Consider the following 19,169-nt stretch of genomic DNA (forward strand, 5'->3'; position numbering starts at 1 on the left):
TCTACCGGGGCAACCGGCCACCCGCCACCACACTCATCGAACGCCTCTCGGACACCGTCTACGCCGCCCTCCTGCCTGGGTGACCATCACTCCGGCCATCCGCAAGGCCTGGCCCGACAACCTCGCCAAGGGCTTCCCCGGCACCTGGGAGCACCAGCAGCGCCGCGAGTGGCGTCCGCGCCCCACAGTGACGGCATCACCGCTGGCCGAATTCGGCAGCAGACTCGCCGGACTTCACGAGTAAAGGAAAGAAACTGCTCTCATGGACGCAAAACTCGCAGTCATCGGCTTGGGCAGCATTGGGAGCATGGCCCTGTGGCAGGCCTCCCGGCTGTCCGACTCGGTAGTGGGCTTCGAGGCCGCCACCCCCGCCCACGGCCGCAGTGCCGTGGGCGGGGACACCCGCCTGTTCCGCATGATCTACCGCGGGAACCCCGATTACTACCCCATCATGGAACGCTCCCGAAGTCTCTGGGCCGAGCTCGAAGCGGAAACCGGGCAGGACATCCTCACGCCTACCGGGGGCCTGTCCATCGGGACGGCGAACGGCAGCTACATCAACAGCGTCCTCGACACAACGCGCATCACCGGAGCCGAGCACTACGTCCTCAGCCGGGAGGACATGGCGGAATGCTATCCCCAGCACAACCTCCGCCCCGACGACTGCGCCATCTACGACCCCCGCGCCGGCGTTCTGCGCACCGACCGCGCCGTCAGCGCTGCCGTCGCGTCGGCCCAGGCCAACGGCGCCGCCGTCCTTCAGAACACACCCGTGGACAGCATCACCGAAACCGGACACGGCGTGGTCGTCGCCTCCGGCGACAGAACCTGGACGTTCGAGAAGGTCATCGTCGCCTCGGGCGGCTGGTCCCGAAGGCTCATGCCCGACCACCTCAAGGCCGTTACGGAAACCAAACGGATCATCCTGACCTGGTTCATCGCCCAAGACGGCACGCAGTTCTCGCCAGAGAAATTCCCCGTCTTCAGCCGGATGTACGACGATCGCTCCATGTACGGCGCACCCGCCGTCGACGGCGTGACGGTCAAGGCATCGGTGGACGGACCGCTGGACGGACGCGGAAGGACAACCCCCAACCCGGACTCCGTCCCCAGAGAACTCACCCCGGAAGAAATCGAAAAGGCCACCGAGACCGTCACCGAATTCTTCCCCGGCCTGACCCCCACCATCGTGCGCTCCGACGCCTTCCCCGACCTTTTCGCCGAGGACAGGAATCCCCTCCTCGGCTGGCTGGATGAGAACAGCAGGGTCTACTGCGCCACCGGATTCTCCGGACACGGCTTCAAAATGGCCACCGGCTATGGCCACATCGCCGCACACGAGGCGCTCGGCACACAGACCATCGAAGGCCTGGACTTCGTGCGTCCGGATCGGTTCAAGGCCAGGTAACCCACCCACTTCCGCCGCCTCGGCGCAGTCTGGTCGGAAGGGCACCGCTGCGGGAGCACACGGCGGAGGTTTCAGCATCTCCTTGGGCCGAAGGGGGCCGTGAGTGCCGCCTCCCAGCCCCACGCTTGACACAACGTCCGATTACCGTGCCCACAACGGACAGATCACGCGTGGGCTCCGTGCGGGGTGTCGGAGATACTCGATGGACCGCAACAGTCGCACGATCCACGCCGCGGTGCAGGCCCGTTCGAGCATCATGCCCGGGAAAGGTCAACCCGGTGATTGCCGAGGTCGCCCATCAGATCGCCTTCGGTGATCGGCACGCCGTCACCACCACCATGGCGGCGGAGGCCGGACAGCACCCCCTCACGCCTTCGAGTCGATCATCCGGCAGGCCCTCGCCGCCGGCCGGTGCGGGGCCCAACTCGCCCAGGACAAGGTCCTGTTGCCCGCCGAGAGGCTCGCCGACCTGCTGCGCGCCGAGACCGTGGCGGGCACCCGTCAGCCCGGGTCCGAGATGCGCGATGAGCCTGGTCGAACTCGACCCGGTGCCGCTTGGTATGTCCGCTCCAGATTTGCGTCGTTCCCAAACCAGTAGAGGAAAAGCATGTCGCTCCTGAAGACCATCGATACCAATCCCTCCTTCGCGCCCCGCGAGTCCGGCCCGCTGCCGGAGCGCCTGATTTCCGGCGACCCGACTTACAAGACCTGGGCCCAGGACGCCGCCCGCGGGGAAACGATCAATACGGGTGTCTGGGAAGCCACGCCCGGCGAGACGCGCTCGATCAAGGGTGAGATCTTCGAGTTCTGCCACATCCTTTCAGGCGTCGTCGAAATCACGCCGGAAGGTGGTGAGCCGGTGGTCTACAAGGCAGGCGACAGCTTTGTCATGAAGCCGGGCTTCGTCGGTGTCTGGAAGACCATCGAAACCGTGCGCAAGATCTACCTGACCGTGTCGTAACGCCGATGCCTCAGGGCACTGTCGTCGTCGAGACCTCTCGCGAGGGCAACCTGCCCAGAAGACACATGTCCTCGATGCCTTGAGGACCGCGCTGTGGCAGAAATCCGGCTCAGCGATGGGTATGTGGCGATGAGACCGGCGGCTGCCGCCCGGTCCCATCCGTACTGCTCGGCGTCGCCGCGCAGAACGCAGGCGGGCGCACGGAGAGGCCCAGATCGAAGGGGCCCTCCGTGGCCCGCGGCCAGCAGGCGGTGAGTGGCGAAGCGCGCCGCCGTCTTCAGCGCCCCGCGCAAGCGGCAGCGAGGTCGAAGTCGGCCTCGCGTTCGGCCGAGACAGCGGAGGCGAGGTGGACCAGTACGTCCACCGGCTCACCGAACACCCCGTCGAGGCGGTCGATCAGATCGCCCTGCACGACATCCACGCCACCCGTGATGACATCCTCGTGCGCTTTCCCCTTGGTGGCTCCGGTAGTCGTTGAGCCAGCGGAGACCTTCGCTCGTGCCGGCGCGGGGGCGGTACTCGCAGCCGATCCACCCGTCGAAGCCCAGCTCGTCGACCACGTCGAGCACGTGCCGGACGTTGAGCTCACCCCGGTCGGGCTCATTGCGGTCAGGCACGCCCGCGATCTGCAGATGACCGACCCGGCCGGTCGGCAGGTCGCGGCGCAGGGTCGTGGTGAGGTCGCCTTCTACGATCTGGCAGTGGTAGAGGTCGAGCTGCACCTTGAGATTCGAGGCTCCCACCTCCTGCACCACGGCGTGGGCCTCGGCCTGGGTGCTCAGGAAGTATCCGGGCATGTCGCGGCCGTTGATCGGCTCGATCAGGATGTCGACGCCCGCCGCGGCGGCCCGTTCCGCGGCCCAGGCCAGGTTGGTCAGGTAGGTGTCGCGGTGCTCGGCCCGCTCGACCGGTGTCGCGTCCGGTCGGACCAGCCCGGCCATCAGGTGCACCCGCGGACAGCCCAGCGCCGCCGCGTACTCCAGCGCCCGGTCGACCCCGGAACGCACCACCGCCTCGCGTCCGGGCAGTGCCGCCATCCCGCGCTCTCCGGACTCCCACGCTCCGGGAGGTGCGTTGAAGAGCACCTGCTCGAGGCCGTGGTCGTCGAGCCGGCGGCGCAGCTCGGCGGCGTCGTACGCGTAGGGGAAGAGGTACTCGACGGCTTGGAAGCCGTCAGCCGAGGCCGCGGCGAAGCGGTCGAGGAAATCGTGCTCGCTGTACATCATGGACAGGTTCGCTGCGAACCTCGGCATGCTGGCTCCTGTGTTCCGGCCGGGGACGGCCACGGTCAGTGGTTGACGACGTGCTTCTTGGTGGTGAGCACCGCTGCGGCTCCGACGGCGAGGTCGGGAAACGTGCTGAACGCCCGGGGCGGGTCGAAACGGTCGACCGCCTGCTCGTCGAGGATGCCCCGAACTCAGGGCCTGAGCAGCGCCAAATGCCCCGCTCAGGCCCTGAAGGATCAGGGCTCTGGCCATCTCGGCCGCAGCCGGCGGATTACGCCCGGAGCGGACCGCCATGTACTTGTACTCGAGGAACTCGTCGATGCCACGCGGCCGCCATCACGGCCCAGACCCGAGGCCTTGACCCCGCCAAACGGCGCGGCTGGGTTGGACACGATGCCGTGTTCAGGCCGACCATGCCGACTTCGAGGGCCTCGGCCACACGGAAGCCGTGGTCCACGTCCTGAGTGAACAGGTAGCCCGCGAGACCCCACGGGGTGTCGTTGGCCATGCGGACGGCTTCCTCCTCCCTGTCGAACGGGATGACGGGAGCCACCGGACCGAAGATCTCCTCGGTCATGCGGTCCGCCTAGGCACTCTCTGTGGCATGGACAGGTTCAGCCGTCTGCCCGTGCAGCACACGTACCGCGTTCTCCGCTCCGCTGCGAGGGCTGGAGAGCACGGGCTTGCCGACGGCTTCGGCGATCGCGGGAGCCAGCCGTGCCATGGATGCTTGGGCCAGCACGATCGCGTCGACCTCCGTGGCCAGCGCCCGCGCCCCGTCCAGCACCATCGCGTCGTGGCGGTCGCGGTCACCGGACATCAGCACCGAGAAGGCGCCCTCGCACAGCCGCTCCTGGACGGTGATGTCGCGACCGGCCGCCCGGGCCTTCTCCTCGACGAGGGCACGGGTCGGCGGCAGCGTCGTGGGGACCGTCGCCAGGACGCCGACGGCGTCCGCGGTTTCGACCGCTGACGCGGTCATCGCGTCGTCGATCTTGACGATCGGGACGGAGACCAGGCGTCGGGCCACGTCGATGGCCGGACCGACCGAGGAGCAGGCGGAGAAGATGACGTCGGCCCCCGCGGACTCCGCGGCCTGGGCCAGGTGCACCATGCGCTGCGTGCTGGCAGGCGAGATCCCACCGTCGCGCATCACGGCTGCGAGCACGTCGCTGTCGACGAAGTGCAGGACCTTGGCGTCGGGCGCGAGTTCCGCGAGGTAGTCGTTGATGACCGGATCGACGGTGACGAACAGCAGGCTGGTGTGCAACACGGCGATCGAGGCAGTGGTGGACATGGTGGCTCCAACAGGATGCGGTATAGGCCCGCGTGCCGAGGAGGGCACGAGAGCGCGAGACAGAGCGGTGCGAACCGCGCGCAACGCGCACGGCCGGGGGCGTACGACGGTCTTGTGTTCCGCCGGTGTGGTGCGGCTCGGGTTCAGCGGGGCTGAGTTCAGGTCACGTGTTTGTCCCCTCGGCGCGAGGGCTCAGGCGGCCGATGACCTCCAGGGCGGCGTCCCGGACCGCGTCGCGGCCCGCCGCCCACAGGGAGACGGCGTCGGAGCCGGGCAACGCGGACGGGAGGGTCACGCGGACGGCCTCCAGATAGGCGCGGCGCAGTTCGGCGTTGACGTTGACCTTGGCGACGCCTCGGGCGAGGGCGCCGTGCAGCTCCTCGACGGGCAGACCGCTGGCGCCGTGCAGGACGAGCGGGACCGGTGCGGCTCGTGGATCGCGGCCAGCCGCTCCAGGTCCAGGCGGACCGGGTGCTTGGTGAAGCCGTGGACGTTGCCGACTGCGACGGCGAGTGCGTCCACGCCCGTCGCGGCCACGAATTCGGCCGCTTGCTGCGGATCGGTCATCGTCGCGGCCTGCGCAACGGCGTCGGTGGAGACGTCCTCGTCGCCCGGCAGGGCACCGAGCTCGGCCTCCACCCGGGCACCGTGGTCACGAGCCCGCCGGACCGCCTCCTTCGTCAATGCGATGTTCTCGGCGAACGGCAGATGGGAGCCGTCGACCATGACGGAGGTGTAGCCCGCCTCCAGGCAGGCGATGATCTCGTCCAGGTCCCGGCTGTGATCGAGGTGCACACCGAGGCGGGCGGCGGAGTGTCCGGCCGCGTCCAGCGCCAGCCGCATCAGGGCGTCGCGCCCGGCGTGCTTGAAAGGGCTGGAGCCCGCCTGGATGAGGACCGGCCGTCCGGCGGCCTCGGCGGCGGCCGTGATGCCCTGGACCGTCTCCAGGTTGTAGGCGACGAACCCGGGCAGGGCGTGACCGGTGACCGCGGCCTCCTTCAGGGCATCGGTTCCGTGCAGCAGCATCAGGCACTCCTCAGCAGGTCGAGGGCGTCGGCGAGGGCGTCGACGCCCCCGACGTTCCCGGCGAAGACGATGTAGGGGATGCCGGCCGCGGGGCCGTCCGCGGGCTCCCAGAGCGAGACGATGCCGGGGAGCAGCGTGCCCCGGGCCCAGGCACGGCGGATCTGAAGGCCATGGGTGGCGGTGTCGCTGGAGGTGATACCGCCCTTTGCGACGACGAAAGCGGGCCGCCGGGTGGCGTTGACCTGGCGCACGGCCTCCACGAGCGCGGCGGAGACCCGGCGGGAGATCGCCAGACTGTCGTCCGCGTCGGCACCCGTCACCAGCACGCGAGAGGTGCGGATCACGGCGTCGGCCGAGTCCAGCGCGCCTTCGGCCGCAGTCGCGACCTCGGCGATGTGAGCGTCACGCCGCTCCTCGTCGAGCAGGAGGGCCACGTCCAGCTCGTACTCGGCGATCCCGCCTCGCTCCCGCAGCCGGTCCAACTGCCGTGTCGTCAGCGCGACATGAGACCCCACGACGATGAGACCGTGCGGTGCGTCCCCGCGCAGCGGGCGCAGTTCCGCCGGGGTGAGCGGTGCCCGCGCCGCCTGTCCGGCGCGGGCCCTGACGAAGGACGGCCCGACCCGGTACAACAGCCGCGTGCCGTTCTCCTCCGCCTCCGCGAGGGCCAGGGCGAGCACCCGCAGATCGTCGTCGCACACCGCGTCGACCACGGCCGTGCGTCCGCCGCGCAGTGAGGACAGCAATCGCGCGGTGTGCGCGGGGCCGCCGGCGCGCAGGTCGTCGAGGGTGATACGCAGGACCTCGTCCGCGGGCACGCGTCCGCCCGTCTTCTCCTCGACCCACTCGGGCAGCGAGGAGCTGCGGTAGCCGAAGGTGGCGTCGCGGGCGAACTCGCTCTCGCCGACCGGCAGCAGCCCGTCGGCGGTCCGCATCCAGTGGCGGGAGCCGACGGTCAGCCGGCCCGCCTCGATGTAGGCGGGGACCAGTACCACTCCGTCCGGAGCTCCGACGTCCAGCTCGGTCAGCTCTTCGGCGAGGACATCGGTCTCCAGCGGGAAGTGGCCGCGCAGCGTCGAGTCCCCACGGCTGGCCAGGACGTAACCGGTGCCCTCGGCCGCCGACGCCGCGTGCAGGGCGCGGACCACTTCGCGGTTGCGTGCGGCGGCGTCCTCAGAGGACAGGCTGCGGGTGTTGGTGAGGACGAAGAAGACGGCGCTGTCCTGGCGCAGCGCCCAGCGCAGGTCGTCCACCGTCCAGGAAGTCAGGACGGGCACGTCCGCGACCGTCTGGGTGCCGGTCGGATCGTCGTCGAGGACGACGAGACGGGGGCCGCCGGATATGCGGGCGGCCACTTCCGCAGCGCTCACCTCGCGGACTGGAGGCAGCCCTTCCAGCACTGCGGCCTCGGGGACGGGCCGCGTCTGGGCACGGAGAGGTCGAGACATGGCGAATTCCTGACCTGTTACGAGTGGTTGAGGGGGAACGTCAGTCGAGGTCGCGCTTGATCACGTCACACCAGGGCTTGACCGGGTCCCGCGACGACCTCGGGACGGAGCAGCTCGGCGAGGGTGGTGTCGTACATGGTCACGCCTCCGTACGGCCGATGGTGGAGATGAAGTCGATGGGCCGCCCCGAGGCGCCGTCCAGCGCGAGGTCGGCCGCGATGTCGCCGAAGGCGGGCGAAAGCTTGAAGCCGTGGCCGGAGAATCCCGCGAGCAGGATGACGTTCTCGGCACCGGGCAGCGGACCGACCAGCGGGCGGGAACTTTCGGTGTAGCCCTCCATGTAGGCGGAGAGACGGGTCGGGTCCGGGTGCAGGTCGGGCAGGTAACGGCCGATCAACTCGCTGAAGATCTCGAGATCTTCCGGCTGCACGGTCCGGTCCAGCTGGTTCGGGTCGCCGACGACCCGGTGCAGCACGCGGTTCAGGCCGAGCTTGACCGAGATGCCGTCCGGGGAGGGCAGGCCGTACCAGTGGGTGGGTGCGGTGCGGATGAAGGCCGGGCGCTCCTCGCCGAACCAGGCGTCGGGGGCGGTCGGCACGTACCAGGCGCTGACGACGCGGCGGACTTCCACTTCCCACGGCAGGTCGGGCAGCAGGTCGTTGACCCAGGGGCCGGGGGTGACGACGGCGGTGTCGAAGCGTTCGCCGCCGGCGTCGGTGCGGATCTCGACGCCGTTCGCGACGGGCACGATCTCGCGGACCGTGGTGTAGCGGTGGATCACTGCGCCCAGCTGCTCGGCGCGGCGGGCGGCGGTCTGGATCGTCAACTCCGGGCGGATGAAGCCGGCGCGGCGGTCGAGCACGGCCGCGTCGCCGTCCTCGATGCGGTACTGCGGGAAGCGTTTCGCCAGGGACTCCGCGTCCAGCACCTCGTGGTCGAGATCGTGCTCCGCGATGGATTGCAGGACGGTGGCCATCTGGTGGTGCTCGGTCCGCCCCATCAGCAGGCACCCGGTCAGACGGCGCAGCTCACGGCCGGTCTCCCGCTGGAGCTGCTCCCACAGGACGTCGGCGTGCTTGAGGAGCGGGACGTACCGCGAGTCCTCGAAGTGCGCGCTGCGGAAGATCCGGGTCTCGCCGCCGGCGGCACTGCGGTCGTGACCGGGGGCGAACCGGTCGTAGCCGACCACCTCGGCGCCCCGCGCCGCCAGCCGCCAGGCGGCCTGGCTGCCCACCGTTCCGACGCCGACGACGGCGACGCGCTTCCTCTCAGCTGACACAGGACTTTCCTTTCGTATCGCCGGTGCGCATGCTGTGCCCTCGACGTGAGGCCGTTCGATTCGAGGTGGTTCGGACGGGAGCCGGGCTGAGGCCCACGGCTCACAGCCGCCCGGTGCGTAGGAGTTCCGGCTCGGGATCCCGGTTCGGCGGTGTACTCGGCTGCGGTTCCGAAGGGCCGGGACGGTTAGAGAAGTTCCAGCAGCTTCTCGGTGAACTCGTCGGTCGTCGCCGTGCCGCCCAGGTCCCGGGTTCGCACATCCGACTTGGCCAGGACGGCGGTGTCGATGTCCCGGGAGGCCTCGGGGTGGCCGAGGTGGTCCAGCATCAGGGCCGCGGACCAGATCGCGCCCAGTGGGTTGGCGATGCCCTGGCCCGCGATGTCGGGTGCGGAGCCGTGCACCGGCTCGAACATCGAGGGGAAGTCCCGCTCGGGGTTGAGGTTGGCCGCCGGGGCGATGCCGATGGAGCCGGCGACCGCGGCCGCGAGGTCGCTGAGGATGTCGCCGAAGAGGTTCGAGGCGACGACCACGTCGAAGCGGGCGGGGTCGAGGGCGAACTTCGCGGCCAGCGCGTCGATGTGCTCCTGGTCCCAGGTGACACCGGGGTGCGCGGCGGCCCGCTCGGCGATCAGCTCGTCCCAGAACGGCATGGTGTGGATGATGCCGTTGGACTTGGTGGCGGAGGTGAGCTTCCCTCGGCGGCGGGCGGCGAACGTGTAGTCGGCGATCCGGGTGATCCCGGCCCGGTGAACACCGCCTCCTGGACTGCCAGTTCCTCGCGCGTGCCGTGGTTCAGCCGTCCGCCGATCTCGCTGTACTCGCCCTCGACGTTCTCCCGCACGCCCGGGTATCCGACGGCGCCCAGCAGGATCGCGTCCGCCTCGCGCAGCCGGTCCAGGCCGTCCTCGGGCATCATCGAGCCCTTGCACACGTAGCGCTCGCAGGACCAGTCGTAGGAGGTGTAGGAGAAGCCGATTCCGTGGCGGCGGCCGACGGCGTCCAGGACTCGCGGGCTGTCGGCAGGACCTCGGTCCCGATGCCGTCACCGGGAATGAGGGCGATGCGGTGGTTCCGGTTCGTCATACGGCCGATTGCAGCAGCGGGCCGGGCAGCGCGTCCAAGACACAGATCCGATGTGCCTTATAAGGCGACCCTATAAGCCGGCCTTATCGCGGCTCCGTGAGCGCTCGGTCCAGGAAGGCCATCGCCGCCGGGGACAGCGGGCCGCGGCGGCTGATCAGCGCGATGCGCAGCTCGGCGTTCGGTTCCAGATCGAGCACCAGGGCGCCCGCTCGCTCCGCCGTCCGCCGGCAGGAGTCGGGCCACTACCGCCAGCCCCACCCCCTCCAGCACCATCGGCAGCACCGACACCCGACAGTCTCGTCGACGTGGATGGACCGTCGATCCGGGCACGTGGGGCGGATCGACGGTCCCGTGACTGCCGGTCGGTCTGGGGGACGCTGCGTGAGGCCGCCTCTACGGTCCTGGACCTGAGAGGCGGGTTCGATCGGTCGGTTCCGCGAGTAGTGCGGTGAGCGCTCTGATCGGGTAGACGATCAGTAGTTGTCGTTGTGGTGCGGCGAGTAGTGCGGCGGTGTCGCCGGTGTGGATGCCGGTCAGGTCGCGGAGGCCTGCGGGGATGAGCACTTGGTGGGCGGGTATCGATTCGGTGCGGACTGCCGTTCTCGAGTCCGATGGTGATCGCTTGGCCGTGTAGTCGTGCCGTGGTGGTCTGTCCTGGGTGCCAGTTCAGGGCGTGGAGCAGTTTGCGTGCCGGGGCCCTGCCGGAGTGGTCGACGATTCCGGTGGTCAGCAGCAGTTCTGTGTCGTCGAGTCTGGGCGTCGTCTCGATCGTGGTCAGCGGTGGGGGTGGTTCGGGTGTGGGTGGGCTGAACAGTGGTGTGGGGCGTTCGGTCATGGCTGTGGGGTGAGGATGGGGAACGCGGGGAGACAACTGGCGGGTGGCGGTGTGGTGGCCAGCGGGTGGGGTTCACCGGTGTAGGCGGCGGTGATGTCGTCGCTGCGGCGGTGGGCGTGGCCTGCGTAGCCGCGGGCGATGGCGGGGCCGTAGTGGCGTTCGACCCAGGTGAGTGTGGTGTGGCGTAGCCAGTGGGTGGAGACGTTGCGGGCGGTGACCCAGGGGAGTCGGTCGCCGAGGCGGTGGTTGATCGGGTTGCCGTTGTTGTAGCGCAGCAGGGGTTCGGGGTGGGTTTGCCGTTGCCGCGGTGTTGGCGGTGGGCCAGCAGTGAGGCGATCAGGGTCGGGCTGGCGGGTTGCCAGCGGACGGAGTCGTTCTTCTCGCGGAGCTGGATCAGGCAGGTGGTGGGTTCGATGTCCTCCTCGCGCAGGGCGAGTGCGCCGCCGCGTCGGCAGGCTGTCTCGAGGTGGAGGCGGAACAGCAGGGTGTCGAGCACGGTGTCGCGTCCGCCGGCGGTGACCGCGTCGGCCAGCCCGGTGACTTCGGCTGCGCTGAGGCCTTGGCGGGTGGTGGGGCGGCGTCGGGGTTTGGCGAGCTTCGCGTCGGCGATGAGGTGTCGCAGCGCCTTGGTTCCGAGCATCTCCAGTGGTGAGACGTCGTCTGTGCTGTACAGCAGCGTCTGCATGCACAGTTCGAGGGACGCCGGTGCCCAGGTCGCCGGCTCGGCCAGGTCGGACGGCATCGGCCCGGTCTGTCTGTGGAGGACGTCTCCGCGTTCGAAGACGTTGAGCTGGTCGCCTCTGGCGTCGGCGTGGATCTCGTGGCTGGCCCAGCTGTAGTGGCCGCGCAGGTGGGCGACCTTGACGAGCTTCTCCAGCTGGGCGAAGTTCGGGCGCCGTAGCCCGCCCACGCCGGAGGCCCAGCCGTAGGACTCCTTGTAGTCGGTGCCGAACCTGGTGAGGAGTTCCTGCCGGGCCTGCTCCAACTCGGTGATCTCCTCGTCGGCCAGTGGCTCGCCGCCCAGCTCCTCGCAGTGTCGCTGGTAGGTCCTGGCGTCCTTGGCGGTCAGCACCGCTTCGTGGAGGTCGAATCGCTCGGCCAGGTCCGCGTGCTCCGTCGTCTCGCCGAACTCCGTCAACACGAGCATGATCACGGCGATCTCGTGCAGGGTGCGGCAACGGGCCAGGGCCGCCATCGGGTACCCGCCCGCGAGGTCGTGGTGGAACTTCGAGCGCCGTGCGGCAGGCGCGGGCGTAGAGGCCGGTCAGGACCTCGAAGTGGTAGTCCTGACGTTCCTCCGCCTCGGCCGCCAAGCGGTCGTCGAACCGCTCGCCCGCGTCGTGGACGCCGACGCAGATGGCCAGGTAGAGGTCGAGCGGTCGGCCCCAGTACATCTTGAGAGCCTGCCGGAAGGGCCTGTAGCTGCGATGGCGACGGCGCAGCACCCTCGGCGCCGTCCGCCGCATCGTCGACGCCACCGCGGGCGCCTGGTGGTCCGCTGCCTGCACCCAGGCGTTGACGGCGAGGTCGCGCGCCTCATTCTCGCCGAGGCCGGCCGCCGTGAGCTCGGCCGGCCTGGTGTGCCAGGCTGATAGTCACGCCATCCGCCCTTCGTCGTGCTGTTGTTGTGGTCGCGGTCAGTCGGTCGGCATGCTCCACCTCTGGTTCGGGCCCGCGACGCAGTCCCATACCTGCAACTGGCGGCCGTTGGTCGCGTTGCCGGCTTCGAGGTCCAGGCAGCGCTTGGACCACGAGTTCTGGTACTGGTTCGTGCCGATGCGGATCCACCGCTGGTTGTCGCCGCCCCAGCACGGGTGCGTCTTGAGTTTCGCGCCGTTGCCGATGGTCTCCCCGGGCTGGTCGAGGCACTCGTCGCCGATTCTGATCTTCCCGGCTGCGGTGAACGTCCAGCGCTGGTTGGCGCTGTTCCGGCAGTCCCAGATCTGCACGACGGCGGTGGCGTTGTCGCGGTCGACGCACTTGTCGGTGTCGTTCTGCTCGATCATGCCGACGCCCTGGTCCGGTCCGCTGGGTGCGCTGGTCCATGCCTTGCCCAGCCGTCGGAACGTCAGTGATTCGATGCGCACCGTGCCGTTGTTGGCGTAGGTCCGGATGCCGAGGCTGCGGCTGGAGGAGTCGAAGTCGACGTTGTCGGTGACGGAGATCCTGCCGTCGTTGCCGAAGGTCTCCAGTTGCCCGCGGTCGACGAGGATCCGCAGCTTCACCCGGTTGTCGACCGGTGGCATGGAGGCGTCGGCGAGGGTCTGCCGGACGCGGTCGTAGCCGATCGCCGCGTCACGTGTGCCGTCGGCGCGACGGTGCAGCTCGAAGCCGAAGTCCGTCGCTGTTGCTCCCGTCAGGTCGTAGGTCGCCTCGATCTCGTAGGTGTCGGCGGCGATGCCGTTGAACGGGTTGGTCGCGAGGTCGTCGGAGATCGTCAGGTTGCTCCAGGTCTGTGCCGCCTGGCGGATGGAGGAGATCTCGCTGACGGGGTTGCGGGTCACCCGGATGCCCTCACCCGGGAACGTCCTGAGTCCGAGCTGCGCGGGGAACGACGCGTTGCCGGTCCAGGTGGCGCCCTTGTTGCCGGGCTGCCAGAACATCTGGACCACCCGGTTGGTGGGCATGTTGGTGAAGGTGAGGCCGGCGTAGGCGGTCCCGTCGAAGGCGGTGCGGCCCACGTCGAGGCGTTGCGGTCGCGACCAGCCTGCATCCGGTACGAAGACGCCGGCGCTGTTCAGCGTGCCGATGACGTATTCACCGCTTGCGTCCTGGAGGACCCACTTCGGGTTCGCGGTGTTGCCGTCGACCGGCAGTGGGTAGAGGTCGGGGCACTCGAACAGCCAGTCGGCGCGGAACTCGCCGCGGTAGGTCCAGTTGAGCAGGTTCGTCGAGCTGTAGAACTTGGCGACGTTACCGCCTTCGTTGCCCCAGAAGACCATGCTCCAGCGATTGCGGGCAGCGTCCCAGATCACTTTGGGGTCGCGGGACTCGTACGGGGTGGAGATCACCTTGGCACCGCCGTCGTACATCCGGAACGTCCGGGCGCCGTCGGTGCTGTAGGCGATGGACACGCCGTTGGTGTTGGTGAAGAGCAGGATCGGGGCGTCGGCGCCGGTCTTGAGTCCGGTGACGTTGTCGGTGTCGACCCAGCCGCCGCCGGAGAAGAGCGTGGCGTTGTGCATACTCGGCTCAAGGGCGATCGGCTTTTGGGTCCAGTGCACGAGGTCCGTGCTGGTCGCGTGGCCCCAGTGCATCGTGTCCCAGTACATGCCGTGCGGGTTGTGCTGGTAGAAGAGGTGGTAGACGCCGTTGTAGTACAGCGGCGCGTTCACGTCGTTCATCCAGCCGCCCTGTGAGCTGAAGTGGAACTGGCCGCGGATGGGCTCGTTGTAGTCGGTCGCGTCGTAGGGGTACTCCGGGTAGGGCGCCGCCTGCGCCGAGGGCGCGGCGATCGCTGCAATCGCGATCAGGATCGCCACTGCCGACAGGGCGGTGGTCCGACGCCGGAGCGATCGCGTGAAGGTGAATCTGCGCATGCTGGCCTCACTTCACATCTACGGGAAGGGAGCTCGCTTCGGTTGGCCGGGAGTTGTCCGGGCAGGAGGGTGTGGCTTGTAGGAGGCCGGCCATGAAGGCGTCTCCGGTGCCGACGGTGTCGGTGATGTCGACGGGTAGGGCAGGGAGGTCGATGTGGCCGGTGGGTCCGGATGCGTACACGCCCTTTGCTCCGCGGGTGACGATGACGAGAGCGGGCCCCAGCTCGTGCCACTCGGACACGACGTCGGCGAGGGAGCGGTCGGGGGCGATCCACCGCAGGTCGTCGGCGCTGACCTTGACGATGTCGGTCATGCCGAGCCATCGCCGCAGCCGGGCGCGCACGGTGGTGTGGTCGTCGATGAGCATCGGGCGGATGTTGGGGTCGAGGGTGATGACGCGGTGGGGGTGTTCGCGGGAGAGCGGGGTTTCGAACGTGGCGGCCATCGGCTCGATCGCGAGGGCGAAGGCGCCGCCCACGTGCAGTGCCGCGTCCGGTGGAAGAGCGGCCGGTACGGTGGACTTCGCGGGTGCGTCGGCGGGGGTGAACCGGTCGGTGAGCACGACGTGGTCGACCAGGATGTGCCCCCCAGCCGCCGGTGTGCTCGTCCACGACCTCCAAACGCGCCTTGCGGTCGGGCGGAGGTCACTCACGTCCCACGAGGCCCGCTCCAGCGCCTCGGAGTCGTTGCCGGTGGCGCTGCGCACGACTTGGCCGTCGACGACCAGCCGCACGACGGTGGGTGCTCCGGGGCCGACCGCGTGGTTGCCGCCGCCGAGGAGGAAGTTCAGGTACGGCGCGGAAATGGTGAACTCGGTGAGGTGAGCGTGCGGGTGGTGGCATCGCCCCGCAGGAAGGTGTTGACCAGACCGCCGCCCTGCCAACTCGAGACCTGCTGCCGGTCGGGCAGCGTGCCGGTCGTCGGCGCGGTGCCGAACGCCTTGCCGGTGGCGGTCCAGGTCCCGTAGGTGCCGCCTGCGAAGTCGGCCAGGACCTGACGCGCCGCCGGCGGGTCGTCGGTCGAAGCTGCCGGGCCGTGGGGGTGCCGGGGTGTAGCTGCCGTCGTCGTCGGCGGTGAAGCGGGTGCCGTCGAAGTCGCCGACGAAGTACTGCGCCGCCGAGCCGCACGCGATGCCGCCGGGGTTGATGCTGACCACCAGCACCCACTCGGTCTTGCGGGGTCGCCGTCGACCTGCGGCGGTTGTCGGTGCTGTAGGCCAGCGACTGCGCCTGTCGGCCGTCCAGTTTGGAATGGGTCGTGTAGATCGCGACGATGGCCGGGGCCTCGGGCGTGTCGAAGCCGGAGGTGTTGCCGTGGCGCTGCCGGAGAACACCATCTCGGTGTCGTCGTGCGGGAGGGCGAGCGGGAGTTCCCGCCAGTGCACGAGGTCGTTCGCGACCATCCGGTCATGCCCCCTCCGACGTCAACGTTGACGTAAAGGCCGCCGGACACGATGAGGTGCCACTCTGGTTGCCTAGTACGCGAACAGCAATAGAGAACGCCGCACCGCACCTCCGGACCTGTGAGGGCCGTTCGAGGAAGTGGGGCGTTCGTTAAGTCATCGTTGACGTTAGCTTCGTGATCCAAGTCACGACAAGCCGCCGTTATGCAAGCGTTACCCGGGATGGAGCAGTGGACCATGGACGCACGGGCACGGCGTGAGCCGACCATGAGGGACGTCGCCGCACTCGCCCAGGTCAGCACGAAGACGGTGTCACGGGTCATCAACGACCTGCCCGGCGCCGGCGCCGAGGTCGTGGAACGGGTGCGCGCCGCCGCGAGGACCCTCGGCTACCGCCCCAACCTGACCGCCGGCAGCCTGCGCCGTTCCGGCCGGCGCAGCGCCACCATCGGCGTGCTGTTCGAGGACCTGTCCAACCCGTTCGACGCCGCCCTCCTGCGCGCGGTCGAGGACCGGGCGCGGCAGACCGGCGTGCTGGTGCTGGCGGGCAGCAGCGAGGACGACCCGAGCCTCCAGTGCGGACTGCCCACCTCCCTGGCCACCCGCCGCGTCGACGGCATGGTCGTCATGGCCGTCGGCGGCCACCAGGACGCGCTCCAGCAGGAACGCGAGCGCGGCACACGCCCATGGTGCTGGTGGACCGCCCGCCGACGTTCGACGGCACCGACAGCGTCACCACCACCAACCGCGACAGCTCACGGGAAGCCGTGCTCCACCTGGCCGGTCGCGGTCACCGGTGCATCGCCGTCCTCGGGTGTTCGGGGGTGTGACAGGGCCACGTTGGCCGACGGATCGCCATTGGACGCCTCCTGTGCGACGTAGTGCTGCAGGAGCACCGCTGCGAACCGGGTCTTCGTCCACCGCGCCGTCGCCGACACGTTCGCCGGGCGCCTGGCCGAAAGCTTGGGCCCACTCGTCGTCGGACCGGGCACCCAGCCGGGTGCGGACGTCGGCACGCTGATCGACGAGTCGCTCCACGCGGAGGAGGACCACGTGGGTCGGGGCACAGCCGCGTGCTCACGCCGGCGGCGCACCAGCCAGTGTCCGGGAGGTGATGCCGGTGGGCCCCGTGCTCGGGGTGCACGAGGTAGGCGGGCGGTGTTCTCCACGTGTGCCACGGCCAGGTCCAGCGGGTCGATCACGCTGGAGCGCGACATCGAATTCGAGCCCGGGCACACCGATCGCCGTCGGGGCTTCTGGGTCCACGTCGACGGCGCGCTGGGCGCGGGGTTCATGCCGTTCCTGCGGATCGCGGCGGCCGAGGAGCACGGCAGCGAACTGGCCATCCAGCTGCGCAGGGAGATCAAGGGCAAGATCCCCGAGTTCGACTTCGGCTTGGAGGTCCACGGCGTCGACGTGGTCAGCTCCCTGGTGATGAGCGGGCACAAGTGGCCCGGTGTGCCCTGGCCGTGCGGGGTGTTCATGACCAAGAACAAGTTCCGCGTCGAGCCATCGGTCAAACCGGCGTACACCGGTTCACCCGACACCACGTTCGCCGGGTCGCGCAACGGCCTGTCACCCCTGGTGCTGTGGAACCAGCTGGCGTCCAAGTCCATCCGCGAGCACGCGGCCGCGGCGCTGCGCGCGCTGCGCGTCACCCGGTACCTGGAAAGCTCGCTGCGCGAACTGGAGGACCGGCTCGACCGGGAGGACAGGCTCCCCGAGGGCGGCCTGTACGTCGACCGCAGCGCGATGGCCCTGACCGTGCGCTTCCGCCGGCCCAACGAGGCGATCATCGAGAAGTGGTCCCTGTCCTGCCAACCGATGCGCATGAACTCCGGCGAACTGCGCCACTACGCACACGTTTTCGCCATGCCGTCGGTCACCGAGGAGAAGATCGACGTGTTCATCGAGGACCTCTTCGCGGAAGGCGCCTTCGACCGGCCCGAACCACAACCGCAGCCCGAACGACCGGTCGGCGCGCCGACCTTCGCCACCGACGTACAGCCCCTGGCCCTGGTGCCCGTCATCGGCCGGGGGTTCCAGTGATCGGACCACGAGAAAGCTGATCCGGGTGCACAGGTATGTCGCTGGTTGGCGAGGACGGGAGCCCGGCGGTGAGTTCGGTGAAGGCGTCCAGGAGGGCGCGGTCGAGGGCTTGCCGTCGAGTCGTCGCTGATCTCGGCCGCGTAGCGGTCGGCGACGAGGTCGTAACCGCGACGCGTGTCGGTCAGCTCTGCCACGTCATCCCTTGTGGGCCGTAGCAACACCTCTGAGCCGATCGGAGTGAACCCGGCGGCGAGGAAGGCGCGTAGAGATCGCGCGTTTCCCGGGGAGACCGCGGCGAAGACGGGTTCGCCGTCGGGCACCAGTGAGCGCGCGTCGGTGATGAGCGAGCGTCCGTGTCCGTGACTGCCGTTCCGCGGGCGGTGCAGTTCGACGCTCATTTCGGCCCGGCCGGCGAGACCGTCGGTCAGCGTGACGAGCCCGCGTTCGTCGCCGAAAACGCGGACGTTCCTGCGAATCCGCCGGGCATGTCGGACGCGGGGATGGTCGTCTGCGTCGGTGCGTGGTTCGAGACGCGGGGTGCCGCCGGTGCCTCGGCTGGTCAGGGTCGCGTCGATGACGTCGATCGCGCCGGTGGGGCCGGCGAGGTAGCGCAGGAAGTCGGGGGCGTCGAGGAACTAGCCGAGCAGCGGGTGCGTCCCCGTCAGCGCCGGCCGGAGGGTGTCGAGGAACCGCAGCAGGGCCGTGTTGAACCGTGCCGGCTGTTCCAGGTTGGGTAGGTGCGCGGCGTCGTCGATGGCGGCGAGGGTGGCGCCGGCGATCAGGTCGTGCATCAGCTTCGCCTGATCGACGGGGGTGTAGGGGTCCTCGGCGCCGACCACGATCAGGGTGGGCACCCGTACCGCCGCAAGCGTCTGGCGATCGTCGGGCCGCTCGGCCCGGCCACGCAACGCCGCGGCGGCGCCCTGCGGAGCTGTCGTGCGCATCATGCCGAGGACGTGCGCCGCGACATCGGGTTGGCCGGTGACGTGGTGCGGCGCGATCATCTTATCGATCACTTCGGCCGCGTACCCGGCCATGCCCTCGGCGATCAGCCTGTCCGCGAGGGAGTTGCGGAAGGCCTTGCCCTCGTCGGTTTCCGCGATCGGCGTGGTATCGGCGAGGACCAGGGCCGACACCAGTTCCGGGTACCGGCACTGGAACTCCATCGCGGTCTGGCCGCCCATCGACAGTCCCGCGATCACGGCCTGCCACAGCCCGAGGTGGTCGAGCACGGCGGCCGTGTCCCGCGCGAAGTCCGACAGCAGAGTTTGTGGGGTGCCAAAAGTCGGCCACATGGCCTGACCTGCGCGTTAGGCTGCCGCGGGTTCGTATTCGTTGATCAGGCCGCCGAGGACTGGTCGGCGAGGTACCGACGTGCGGTTCCACTGCGGAACTGGGTGGTCCGGTCGTGGCGGTGTGAGTTGTCGGGCTTGGTGTGGGCGGCGGTGGTTGTAGTGAAGAGACGGCGCTGTATCTCATGCTGCGCTGCGCGAGCGACGCGGCAGATGACGGCTGGAGGGGCCCGAAACACCGTTCGTCGTCGCGACGACGAACGGATTGTCCGTGCTGGACACGGAGAAGCCGATGCCGGTGCCCTCGCCACCTCGGGCTTGTGC

Annotated in this window: 14 protein-coding genes and 3 pseudogenes; 5 read left to right on the forward strand and 12 right to left on the reverse strand. The window is 69.4% G+C overall.

Features of this window, described 5'->3' with window-relative positions; genetic code table 11:
• Positions 1-79: 79 nt before the first annotated feature.
• The 3 genes from FM051_RS50440 (at position 80) to FM051_RS10780 (ending at position 2,369) form a co-directional block, all read left to right on the forward strand.
• Complete coding sequence (locus FM051_RS50440) at positions 80-244, forward strand: hypothetical protein (RefSeq protein WP_202918780.1); 165 nt, start codon at positions 80-82, stop codon at positions 242-244.
• Positions 245-262: 18 nt separating this feature from the next.
• Complete coding sequence (solA, locus tag FM051_RS10775; RefSeq protein ID WP_158842804.1) at positions 263-1,408, forward strand: N-methyl-L-tryptophan oxidase; 1,146 nt, start codon at positions 263-265, stop codon at positions 1,406-1,408.
• A 607-nt stretch (positions 1,409-2,015) separates the two neighbouring features.
• Positions 2,016-2,369, forward strand: a complete 354-nt coding sequence (locus FM051_RS10780) for a cupin domain-containing protein (RefSeq protein WP_158842805.1) — start codon at positions 2,016-2,018, stop codon at positions 2,367-2,369.
• 368 nt (positions 2,370-2,737) lie between these two features.
• Here FM051_RS10780 and otnI read toward each other — a convergent pair whose 3' ends face one another.
• From otnI to FM051_RS10840, 11 genes and pseudogenes are all read right to left on the reverse strand, one after another.
• A complete protein-coding gene (gene otnI / locus FM051_RS10790; protein ID WP_202918791.1) occupies positions 2,738-3,622 on the reverse strand; it encodes a 2-oxo-tetronate isomerase in 885 nt (294 codons plus the stop codon).
• 258 nt (positions 3,623-3,880) lie between these two features.
• Positions 3,881-4,166 (reverse strand): annotated as a pseudogene (locus FM051_RS10795) (aldehyde dehydrogenase family protein); the annotation flags it as partial.
• A gap of 15 nt (positions 4,167-4,181) precedes the next feature.
• Positions 4,182-4,892 (reverse strand): aspartate/glutamate racemase family protein, encoded by a 711-nt coding sequence (locus tag FM051_RS10800; RefSeq protein WP_158842807.1) that lies wholly within the window; start codon positions 4,890-4,892, stop codon positions 4,182-4,184.
• Between the two features lie 163 nt (positions 4,893-5,055).
• Positions 5,056-5,301 carry a class II fructose-bisphosphate aldolase gene (locus tag FM051_RS53095; RefSeq protein ID WP_338019465.1) on the reverse strand — a complete coding sequence of 82 codons (246 nt, stop codon included), beginning with the start codon at positions 5,299-5,301 and terminating at the stop codon, positions 5,056-5,058.
• Positions 5,184-5,918: a class II fructose-bisphosphate aldolase gene (locus tag FM051_RS10805; protein WP_202918781.1), complete on the reverse strand. Its 735-nt coding sequence runs from the start codon at positions 5,916-5,918 to the stop codon at positions 5,184-5,186. Before FM051_RS10805 ends, FM051_RS53095 begins: the two co-directional genes overlap by 118 nt.
• The gene (locus tag FM051_RS10810; RefSeq protein WP_202918782.1) at positions 5,918-7,366 is read right to left on the reverse strand and encodes a four-carbon acid sugar kinase family protein; all 1,449 of its coding nucleotides are present in this window, start codon (positions 7,364-7,366) and stop codon (positions 5,918-5,920) included. The genes FM051_RS10805 and FM051_RS10810 overlap by 1 nt, the downstream gene beginning before the upstream one ends.
• Before the next feature lie 139 nt (positions 7,367-7,505).
• A complete protein-coding gene (gene solA / locus FM051_RS10815) occupies positions 7,506-8,645 on the reverse strand; it encodes an N-methyl-L-tryptophan oxidase (protein ID WP_158842808.1) in 1,140 nt (379 codons plus the stop codon).
• A 185-nt stretch (positions 8,646-8,830) separates the two neighbouring features.
• Positions 8,831-9,728, reverse strand: a pseudogene (locus FM051_RS53100) (isocitrate/isopropylmalate dehydrogenase family protein).
• Between the two features lie 533 nt (positions 9,729-10,261).
• Positions 10,262-11,764, reverse strand: a pseudogene (locus FM051_RS10830) (DUF5677 domain-containing protein); the annotation flags it as partial.
• A gap of 436 nt (positions 11,765-12,200) precedes the next feature.
• Positions 12,201-14,102, reverse strand: coding sequence for a ricin-type beta-trefoil lectin domain protein (locus FM051_RS10835; RefSeq protein WP_158842810.1), 1,902 nt, complete (start codon positions 14,100-14,102; stop codon positions 12,201-12,203).
• Positions 14,103-14,109: 7 nt separating this feature from the next.
• Complete coding sequence (locus tag FM051_RS10840; protein ID WP_158842811.1) at positions 14,110-15,264, reverse strand: PfkB family carbohydrate kinase; 1,155 nt, start codon at positions 15,262-15,264, stop codon at positions 14,110-14,112.
• A gap of 477 nt (positions 15,265-15,741) precedes the next feature.
• Here FM051_RS10840 and FM051_RS10845 point away from each other — a divergent pair, with 477 nt between their 5' ends.
• On the forward strand, positions 15,742-16,386 hold the full coding sequence (locus FM051_RS10845; protein WP_158842812.1) for a LacI family DNA-binding transcriptional regulator: 645 nt from the start codon (positions 15,742-15,744) through the stop codon (positions 16,384-16,386).
• A 276-nt stretch (positions 16,387-16,662) separates the two neighbouring features.
• Positions 16,663-17,553: a PLP-dependent aminotransferase family protein gene (locus FM051_RS10850; protein WP_158842813.1), complete on the forward strand. Its 891-nt coding sequence runs from the start codon at positions 16,663-16,665 to the stop codon at positions 17,551-17,553.
• 635 nt (positions 17,554-18,188) lie between these two features.
• Here the strand turns inward: FM051_RS10850 and FM051_RS10855 are convergent.
• A complete protein-coding gene (locus FM051_RS10855) occupies positions 18,189-18,848 on the reverse strand; it encodes an alpha/beta fold hydrolase (protein WP_158842814.1) in 660 nt (219 codons plus the stop codon).
• Between the last annotated feature and the right edge of the window lie 321 nt (positions 18,849-19,169).

The organism is Saccharothrix deserti (genome assembly GCF_009769385.1).
Classification (GTDB): Bacteria; Actinomycetota; Actinomycetes; order Mycobacteriales; family Pseudonocardiaceae; genus Actinosynnema; species Actinosynnema deserti.

Bases quoted from the DNA above. Each gene is read 5' to 3' on its own strand.
- solA (WP_158842804.1), top strand. From the start codon at position 263: ATGGACGCAAAACTCGCAGTCATCGGCTTGGGCAGCATTGGGAGCATG.
- FM051_RS10780 (WP_158842805.1), top strand. From the start codon at position 2,016: ATGTCGCTCCTGAAGACCATCGATACCAATCCCTCCTTCGCGCCCCGC.
- otnI (WP_202918791.1), bottom strand. From the start codon at position 3,622: ATGCCGAGGTTCGCAGCGAACCTGTCCATGATGTACAGCGAGCACGAT.
- FM051_RS10800 (WP_158842807.1), bottom strand. From the start codon at position 4,892: ATGTCCACCACTGCCTCGATCGCCGTGTTGCACACCAGCCTGCTGTTC.
- FM051_RS10805 (WP_202918781.1), bottom strand. From the start codon at position 5,918: ATGCTGCTGCACGGAACCGATGCCCTGAAGGAGGCCGCGGTCACCGGT.
- FM051_RS10810 (WP_202918782.1), bottom strand. From the start codon at position 7,366: ATGTCTCGACCTCTCCGTGCCCAGACGCGGCCCGTCCCCGAGGCCGCA.
- FM051_RS10835 (WP_158842810.1), bottom strand. From the start codon at position 14,102: ATGCGCAGATTCACCTTCACGCGATCGCTCCGGCGTCGGACCACCGCC.
- FM051_RS10845 (WP_158842812.1), top strand. From the start codon at position 15,742: ATGGACGCACGGGCACGGCGTGAGCCGACCATGAGGGACGTCGCCGCA.
- FM051_RS10855 (WP_158842814.1), bottom strand. From the start codon at position 18,848: ATGTGGCCGACTTTTGGCACCCCACAAACTCTGCTGTCGGACTTCGCG.